We start from the raw sequence: 7,258 nt of genomic DNA on the forward strand, positions 1-7,258 counted from the left end.
CAGCCCGCGCGTCGGCAGCCCGCGCGTCGGCAGCCCGCGCGTCGGCAGCCCGCGCGTCGGCAGCCCGCGCGTCGGCAGCCCGCGCGTCGGCAGCCCGCGCGTCGGCAGCCAAGGTGGCCGCGGCCGGCGCGTCGGCCGCTCGCGTCAGGGCGGCGGTTTCCCGGTACCAGGCGATCTTGCCCCGGATGTGCTCGCGCTGGGCCTCCAGCTCGGCAATCCGGCGGCCGACCTCCTCGTCGTGTTCCTCGAGGATGCGCAGCCGCTCCTCCTCGGTCTGCTCGACCCGCGTCAGCTCCGCGTAACGCTGCATCCGGGCGATCGGCATCCCGGTGTCGCGCAGGCAGCGCAGCGTCCCCAGCCACTGGACGTCGTCGTCGGTGAACAGCCGCCGGCCGCCCGAGGTGCGCTCGATGTGCGCCAGCAGACCGATGCGTTCGTAGTAGCGGAGAGTGTCGATGCTGAAACCGGTCTTCTCGGCCACCTCGCCGGGCGAGTACGTCATCGATCCATCCTCCACTCCAGATCGTGCCGGTGTGAACGCATAACGCGTTTGCGCAATTTAGAGATCATTTCGCGAACTGATCCGTGATCGAAATTCTCCGCATCCGCGCCCCTGCTGTCCGTGACCAAGCGAGAACAGCAAGACGCCCCGGTGCCAAGGGCCCGGGGCGCTAATGCTGTGTAGGTGTGAATCAGGCGGTGGGAGCGCCGACCCGAAGGCCGCCGCGACGCTTCACGGCACGCCGCTCGTCTTCGCTCATACCGCCCCAAACGCCGGCGTCCTGACCCGACTCGAGCGCCCAGGCGAGGCACGACTCGGTCACGGTGCACCGCCGGCAGACGGCCTTGGCCTGCTCGACCTGCAGGAGCGCGGGGCCTGACGTCCCGATCGGGAAGAACAGCTCCGGGTCCTCGTCGCGGCAGATCGCATGGTGACGCCAGTCCATGGCGGCAACACTCCTTGTTTCGGATGGGTGGCAAACAGAATGCGGTGCGGTGTTACTTATATGCGTACGCGATTGGCGACCCGACGGACTGCATCCGTCCCATCACCCATGCGTTAGCAAGCTCGGGTTTGGCTTCCGTTGCTGCGCTTCTTGATTAGGAACGCGCGCGAGCGGTTGCCGGTTACTTTGTATCGCTTGTGAATGCTTTCACGAACTCCTGCGATGTCAAGGGTAGCGCCCGAAGTTTCTCCGGCCGGGTGAGCTGAGTCACCGCCCCTTTGTCCGGTTCTGCCCTCGTTCATGGCACCGGATGACCAACGCCTCCATCAATGTAGTACGGTCCCGGGCCTATCGCCGACCCTTTGAGCGGTTTTCTGTGACGGATCGTGATGATCCATCGATCGCCACGAGTGGTGCGTACCCAGCCGTCAGCAGATCACACGCAAAGCTTCGGGGACGGACACGAAGTGCACCTTCTGCCGCTCACCCAGGTAGTCACCGTCGAGTTGGAACGGTTGCGGGCGACTTGCGAGGACCGTGAACTCGGCCTGGTCGTGCAACTTGAGCACCTGTTTGCCGTGTGGGTCACCCTTGCGGCTGGCGATCTGCGTCACTGTGCGTGCGGTGCTCGGGACATACAGCTGACGAATGGCGAGCATGTCCAGGCCACGGTCGAAGGACGCGTCCGGCAGCGGGTTGATCGGCCGGTCGCCCAGGTATGTCCACGGTGCAGTGTTCTGGACGACGACCATGCTGAGCTCGGTCTGCGTCTCCTCGCCGGGCCGCTCCACCGCCAGCGGCGGCGTCTTGCGGTCCTCACCGGAGAAGAACTGGCCGATCATCGAGCGGATGTAGAGGGCCGGGGTGGAGGTGTGCCCGCGGCGGCGGGCCTGCTCGACCCGGCGGACCACGGCGGCGTCCACGCCGACGCCGGCGCAGAAGGTGAAGTAGCGGTCGTCGGCGCGGCCCAGCCCGATCACCCGGTGCCGGCCGTCGCGCAGACCGTCCAGGATCACGCTGGTGCCGTCGGCCCAGTCGCGGGGCAGCCCGAGCGCGCGGGCGAAGACGTTGGTCGAGCCGCCCGGGACCACGGCGAGGGCGGGCAGACGGTACGCGGGCGGCCCGGCCACGCCGGCCAGCGCCGGTGCGGAGGTCATCAGCCCGTTCGCCGCCTCGTTCACGGTGCCGTCGCCGCCCAGCGTCACCACGACGTCGACCCCGCGCTCCGCGGCCTCGCGGGCGAGAGCGGTGGCGTGTCCGCGACGGAGGGTGTACTCGACCTGGAGGTCGACCTCACTGCGCAAGGCCCGGACCAGGACATCCCGGCTGCGCTCACTGGTCGTGGTGGCCTTGGGATTGACCACCAGTAACGCACGCATGCGCGGCACTGTACATCGACGGCGCTGCTGTGGCTGTCGGTATGGTGCAGCGGTGACCGATGGTGATTCCGGCAACCCGGTGACCCTGACCTGGGCGGTCCGGCTGCTCCTGCTCGAGGCGGCGGGGCTCGCGGCGCTGACCGCGTACCTCATCATCAGGCTCTTGACGGCGGACGAGGTGCAGCTGGGCGTGGCGATCAGCCTGATCGTGATGGCCGCCCTCGGCGCTGCCGCGATCGTCGTGGTGGCTCGTTCGCTGGGCCGCCGCACCTCTGGGGCGCGCGGCCCGGCCATCGTCGTGCAGCTCTTCGTGATCGCGTCCGGCGGCTTCCTGATTCAGACCGGACCGCTCTGGGCGGGCCTGGCCTTGATCGCGCTCGGCCTGCTGGTCGGCCTCCTGGTGGTACTGCCGGCAAGTACTCGCGCACTTGGCGTCGACTAAACCCGCGCGCTGCGTCGATTTGGTCTTACCCTGAGCGAGTGACCGGATCAACGGTGCGGCCGCCGGCGTATCAGCTGCTCGCGGACGAATTGCGCAACGAGATCACTTCCGGGCGGTTGCAGCCCGGCGAGCGGCTTCCGCCCGAGCCGGAGCTGTGCGTACGCACCGGGGTGAGCCGCAGCACCGTGCGCGAGGCACTGCGCCTGCTCGCCAGTCAGCATCTGATCGTGACGACCCGCGGGGTCACCGGCGGGAGCTTCGTCGCCCACCCGGACGCCGAGCAGCTCGCCGACGCGCTCTCCACCGGTCTGACCATGCTGACCAACTCGGCCGAGGTCGGGTTCGCCGACCTGATCGAGCTGCGCCGGGCGCTGGAGGTGCCGGCCGCCGGGCTGGCCGCCGCGCGCCGGACCGAGCAGCACCTCTTCGAGATCCGGGCGGCGCTGTTCGATCCCGACCTGGACGACTTCGACGTCATGCTGCGGGCACACCACGAGTTCCACGCCGCGGTCGCCAAGGCCACCGCGAACCCGCTCTTCGAGCTGATGACCCGGCCGCTCTACCAGGTCGGGATCGACGAGCGGGTGATCGTGGACATGCCGGATGGGTACTGGGCCAGGATCGACGCCGACCACCGCGAGCTGCTCGCGTGCCTGGAGCGCAGCGATCCCGAGGGCGCTGCCACGGTGGCGCGTCGACACCTCGACTACATCATCGAGACGAACGACCGCGAGAGCTGATCTCAGCTCTCGGTGCGCCGGGTGAGCAGCCGGATCGTCGCCTGCTGCCCGGTGGCCTCGGCGGACGCCGACGTGGTCAGGGCGGTCAGCACCTTCCACGCGAAGGACGACTCGGAGGGCAGCCGCGCCCCGCGGACGGTGGTGACCGACACCTCGACGGCGAGCGCGTCGTCGGTCACCGCGAAGCGGCACTCGAGCTCGGCGCCGCGGGTCGCGATTGCCAGCAGCATCGCGCACGCCTCGTCGACGGCGATGCGCAGGTCCTCGATCTCGTCGAGCGCGAAGTGCAGCCGTGCGGCCAGCCCGGCCGTCGCGGTGCGCAGCACGCCCAGATAGCCGCCGTCGGCGGGCACCGTGAGCAGCACCACGTCGTCGCCGGTCGCCGGCTCCTGCTGAGTTGCTTGAGTCACCGCACCCCTCCCGATGGATGCACTTTAGCCGCTGATCGGCGCGTTGGTGGAGGCGAGCTCCTCCAGCGCGGCGCCGCTCAGCCGGTACGGCAGCCAGTCACCGACCACGGTCGCCCCGATCGCGTCGTAGAACTTCGCGGCCGGGTTCCAGTCGAGCATCACCCACTCGAGTCGCCGGTATCCCCGCTCGACGCACAGGGCGGCCAGCGCAGCGAGCAGCGCCCGCCCCGCGCCCGTGCCCCGTGCCGCCGGCCGGACGAAGAGGTCCTCGAGGTGGACGCCGTGGGTGCCCTCCCACGTCGAGAAGTTCACATACCAGAGCGCGAAGCCGATCGGCGCGCCCTCGGCGTCGGCCGCCACGTGGCCGAAGACCTGCGGCCGGGGACCGAACATGGCGGCCTCCAGCTGCCCGGCGGTGAGCCTGCACTGATCGCCGGCCCGCTCGAAGTCGGCCAGCTCGTGCACCATCGCGACAACGGCCGGCACATCGTCGAGACGCGCCGGCCGGATCGTGAAGCCTCGACTCAAGACTTCTTGGTCTCCCAGAAGATCTTCGAGATCTCGTCGATCTTGCCGAGAAGCTGGTCGGCGACCGCCGGGTCCACCGAGCCCTTGGCGCCGGACGCGCCGGCCAGCTTGGTGGCCTCGTTGAACAGCTGGTGCAGGTTGGGGTACTTCTCGAAGTGCGGCGCCTTGAAGTAGTCGGTCCAGAGCACCCACAGGTGGTGCTTGACCAGCTCGGCGCGCTGCTCCTTGATCAGGATCGCCCGGGTGCGGAACTCGGGGTCGGTGTTGGCCTGGTACTTCTCGGCGATGGCCTTGACCGACTCGGCCTCGATCTTGGCCTGGGCCGGGTCGTACACACCGCACGGCAGGTCGCAGTGAGCGCTGACCACGGTGCGAGGCATGAGGAAACGCGGAAGTCGCATCAGGACCCCTCCATAGAGAATTGCGATGATCCGCAGACGACACTACCCCTTACCGGATGGGCCTAACGATCGGAGGACTGATGCCATGGGGTGGCAACTGCCGGTCTTCGCGGCGCTGGTTCGCGGGCCCTCGATGGCGCCCGCGCTGAAGCACGGAGACGCCGTTCTGGTTCTCCGAAAGAAGAGAATTCGTCCTGGTGATGTGGTTGTCGCGCGGTTCCGGACCCGTCCCGACCTGCTCGTCGTCAAGCGGGCGGTGCACCGGCAGGACGGCGGATGGTGGGTAAAGGGCGACAACGATCTCGTCACCGACGACTCCCGTGTGTATGGAGTGGCGGATGTCATCGGCAAAGTCGTGGTGCGCTACTGGCCGGTTCGATAGCCTCTGTTGATTCCGGGTGACCCCCGCATCGCAGGCCGCCAGACCCGGCAGGCCCATTTCTCTTCCACGATGCCCTTTGGGAGCCCTCGCATGTCCTTCTTCAGTTTCGAGCTCGACCCTGCCCTGGCCGCCGATCCCGTGTTCGAGCTGCACCAGCACGGCAAGATGGCGATCGCCCCGACCGTCCCGCTGGCCAGCCGCGACGACCTTTCCCTCGCGTACACCCCGGGTGTGGCCCGGGTCTGCGAGGCGATCGCCGCCGACCCGGCGCTGGCTGCCGACTACACCTGGACGGCCAACACGGTGGCCGTGGTCACCGACGGCACGGCCGTGCTGGGGCTGGGCGACATCGGCCCGCGCGCAGCGATGCCCGTGATGGAGGGCAAGGCGGTGTTGTTCAAGCAGTTCGGCGGCGTCGACGCGGTGCCGATCTGCCTGGACACCAAGGACGTCGACGAGCTGGTCGCGATCGTCACGGCGCTCGCGCCGTCGTTCGGCGGGATCAACCTCGAGGACATCAGCGCGCCGCGCTGCTTCGAGATCGAGCGGCGGCTCGACGACGCGCTCGACATCCCGGTCTTCCACGACGACCAGCACGGCACCGCCGTGGTGACGCTGGCCGCGCTGCGCAACGCGACGACGCTGCTCGGCCGCCGGTTCGCCGATCTGCGCGTGGTGATCAGCGGCGCCGGCGCGGCCGGGGTGGCGATCACCAAGGTGCTGATCTCCGCCGGGGTGAACGGCGCGAACGTGATCGTCTGCGACTCGCGCGGCATCGTCCACGCCGAGCGGGGCGACCTGAACCCGGCCAAGGCCGAGCTGGCCGCGATGACCAACTTCTCCGGGCGCACCGGGGGGATCACGGAGGCGCTGGTCGGGGCCGACGTGCTGATCGGGGTCTCCGGCGGCACGATCGGCGAGGACGCGCTGGCCGGCATGAGCCGGGGCGGGATCATCTTCGGCCTCGCCAACCCGACACCGGAGGTGCTGCCGGCGATCGCCCACCGGTACGCGGCCGTCGTCGCCACCGGCCGCAGCGACTTCCCCAACCAGATCAACAACGTGCTCGCCTTCCCCGGCATCTTCCGCGGCGCGCTGGACGCCCGGGCGACCACGGTGACCGAGGGCATGAAGGTGGCTGCGGCCGAGGCGATCGCCGAGGTGGTGGCCGACGACCTCCGGCCCGAGCAGATCGTGCCGTCGCCGCTGGACCCGCGGGTGGCGCCGGCCGTGGCGGCCGCGGTGGCCCGGGCCGCCGAGCGCGACGGTGTGGCCCGTCGCATCTCCGCACCGGTCGAGACCGAGCCCGCGGCCGTCTAGGCTCGGTTGATGCGAGCTGCCTACGCCACCAAGGCGGACCCCGAGAACCCGTTGCAGGCCCTGGCCACCGGTGAGCTCCAGGAGCAGGCGCCGCCGGAGGGCTGGGTGCCGGTGACGGTGCGGGCCAGCTCGCTCAACCACCACGACCTGTGGTCGCTGCGCGGGGTCGGGCTGCCGGGTGACCGGCTGCCGATGGTGCTCGGCTGCGACGCGTCCGGCGTGACCGAGGACGGCCGCGAGGTGGTCGTCTACTCGGTCGTGCCGGATGCGAAGGATCCCCGTGGCCTGTCCCTGCTGTCCGAGCACTATCCGGGGACGCTGGCCGATCGTGTGTCCGTACCCGAGGAGAACTTGATTCCCAAGCCCGAGGGGTTGTCGTTCGCCGAGGCGGCGTGCCTGCCGACCGCGTGGCTGACGGCGTGGAACATGCTGACCACGCTGGGCCGGGTGGACGACGCCGAGGCGGTGCTGGTGCAGGGTGCGGGCGGCGGCGTGGCGACCGCGGCCGTCGTGCTGGGCGTCGCGATGGGCAAGCGGGTGTACGCGACCAGCCGCGAGGACTGGAAGCGCGAGCGGGTGACCGCGCTCGGGGCCACCGCTCTGGAGCCCGGCGCGCGGCTGCCCGAGCGGGTCGGCGTGGTGATCGAGTCGGTGGGTGCGCCGACCTTCGAGCATTCGATGAAGAGTGCGCGGCCGCAGGCCCGGATCG

Annotated in this window: 10 protein-coding genes and 1 pseudogene; 5 read left to right on the plus strand and 6 right to left on the minus strand. The window is 69.8% G+C overall.

Annotated features, from left to right (window positions below):
- Positions 1–172 precede the first annotated feature (172 nt).
- The 3 genes and pseudogenes from AB0M20_RS18995 to AB0M20_RS19005 all read right to left on the minus strand — a co-directional run.
- A pseudogene (locus AB0M20_RS18995) lies at positions 173–502 on the minus strand (MerR family transcriptional regulator); the annotation flags it as partial.
- A gap of 190 nt (positions 503–692) precedes the next feature.
- Positions 693–947 carry a WhiB family transcriptional regulator gene (locus AB0M20_RS19000; RefSeq protein ID WP_364299773.1) on the minus strand — a complete coding sequence of 85 codons (255 nt, stop codon included), beginning with the start codon at positions 945–947 and terminating at the stop codon, positions 693–695.
- A gap of 428 nt (positions 948–1,375) precedes the next feature.
- The gene (locus AB0M20_RS19005) at positions 1,376–2,326 is read right to left on the minus strand and encodes a diacylglycerol kinase family protein (protein WP_364299775.1); all 951 of its coding nucleotides are present in this window, start codon (positions 2,324–2,326) and stop codon (positions 1,376–1,378) included.
- Between the two features lie 52 nt (positions 2,327–2,378).
- On the opposite strand from AB0M20_RS19005, the gene AB0M20_RS19010 reads away from it, so the two are divergent.
- Complete coding sequence (locus tag AB0M20_RS19010; RefSeq protein ID WP_364299777.1) at positions 2,379–2,768, plus strand: hypothetical protein; 390 nt, start codon at positions 2,379–2,381, stop codon at positions 2,766–2,768.
- Between the two features lie 38 nt (positions 2,769–2,806).
- Entirely contained in the window at positions 2,807–3,508 is a 702-nt protein-coding gene (locus tag AB0M20_RS19015; protein WP_364299779.1) for an FCD domain-containing protein, read from the plus strand.
- A gap of 2 nt (positions 3,509–3,510) precedes the next feature.
- Here the strand turns inward: AB0M20_RS19015 and AB0M20_RS19020 are convergent, their stop codons facing one another.
- From AB0M20_RS19020 to sodN, 3 genes are read right to left on the minus strand one after another with little or no spacing between them, the layout of a single operon-like run.
- Complete coding sequence (locus tag AB0M20_RS19020; RefSeq protein ID WP_364299781.1) at positions 3,511–3,918, minus strand: anti-sigma regulatory factor; 408 nt, start codon at positions 3,916–3,918, stop codon at positions 3,511–3,513.
- Between the two features lie 24 nt (positions 3,919–3,942).
- Positions 3,943–4,386 carry a GNAT family N-acetyltransferase gene (locus AB0M20_RS19025; protein WP_364299791.1) on the minus strand — a complete coding sequence of 148 codons (444 nt, stop codon included), beginning with the start codon at positions 4,384–4,386 and terminating at the stop codon, positions 3,943–3,945.
- A 56-nt stretch (positions 4,387–4,442) separates the two neighbouring features.
- Positions 4,443–4,847, minus strand: a complete 405-nt coding sequence (sodN, locus tag AB0M20_RS19030) for a superoxide dismutase, Ni (protein ID WP_364299783.1) — start codon at positions 4,845–4,847, stop codon at positions 4,443–4,445.
- Positions 4,848–4,932: 85 nt separating this feature from the next.
- Here sodN and AB0M20_RS19035 point away from each other — a divergent pair, with 85 nt between their 5' ends.
- From AB0M20_RS19035 to AB0M20_RS19045, 3 genes are all read left to right on the plus strand, one after another.
- Positions 4,933–5,229: a S26 family signal peptidase gene (locus tag AB0M20_RS19035; RefSeq protein WP_364299785.1), complete on the plus strand. Its 297-nt coding sequence runs from the start codon at positions 4,933–4,935 to the stop codon at positions 5,227–5,229.
- Positions 5,230–5,319: 90 nt separating this feature from the next.
- Positions 5,320–6,549: an NADP-dependent malic enzyme gene (locus tag AB0M20_RS19040; protein WP_364299787.1), complete on the plus strand. Its 1,230-nt coding sequence runs from the start codon at positions 5,320–5,322 to the stop codon at positions 6,547–6,549.
- A gap of 9 nt (positions 6,550–6,558) precedes the next feature.
- Positions 6,559–7,258, plus strand: a 700-nt coding sequence (locus tag AB0M20_RS19045) for a Zn-dependent oxidoreductase (RefSeq protein WP_364299789.1), incomplete at its 3' end; no start/stop codon positions are given.

The sequence above is a fragment of the Actinoplanes sp. NPDC051633 genome (assembly GCF_040681735.1).
Taxonomy (GTDB): domain Bacteria; phylum Actinomycetota; class Actinomycetes; order Mycobacteriales; family Micromonosporaceae; genus Actinoplanes.

Coding starts and splice junctions, on each gene's coding strand:
- AB0M20_RS19005 (WP_364299775.1), bottom strand. CDS start 2,326: ATGCGTGCGTTACTGGTGGTCAATCCCAAGGCCACCACGACCAGTGAG.
- AB0M20_RS19000 (WP_364299773.1), bottom strand. CDS start 947: ATGGACTGGCGTCACCATGCGATCTGCCGCGACGAGGACCCGGAGCTG.
- AB0M20_RS19025 (WP_364299791.1), bottom strand. CDS start 4,386: ATGGTGCACGAGCTGGCCGACTTCGAGCGGGCCGGCGATCAGTGCAGG.
- AB0M20_RS19040 (WP_364299787.1), top strand. CDS start 5,320: ATGTCCTTCTTCAGTTTCGAGCTCGACCCTGCCCTGGCCGCCGATCCC.
- AB0M20_RS19035 (WP_364299785.1), top strand. CDS start 4,933: ATGGGGTGGCAACTGCCGGTCTTCGCGGCGCTGGTTCGCGGGCCCTCG.
- sodN (WP_364299783.1), bottom strand. CDS start 4,847: ATGCGACTTCCGCGTTTCCTCATGCCTCGCACCGTGGTCAGCGCTCAC.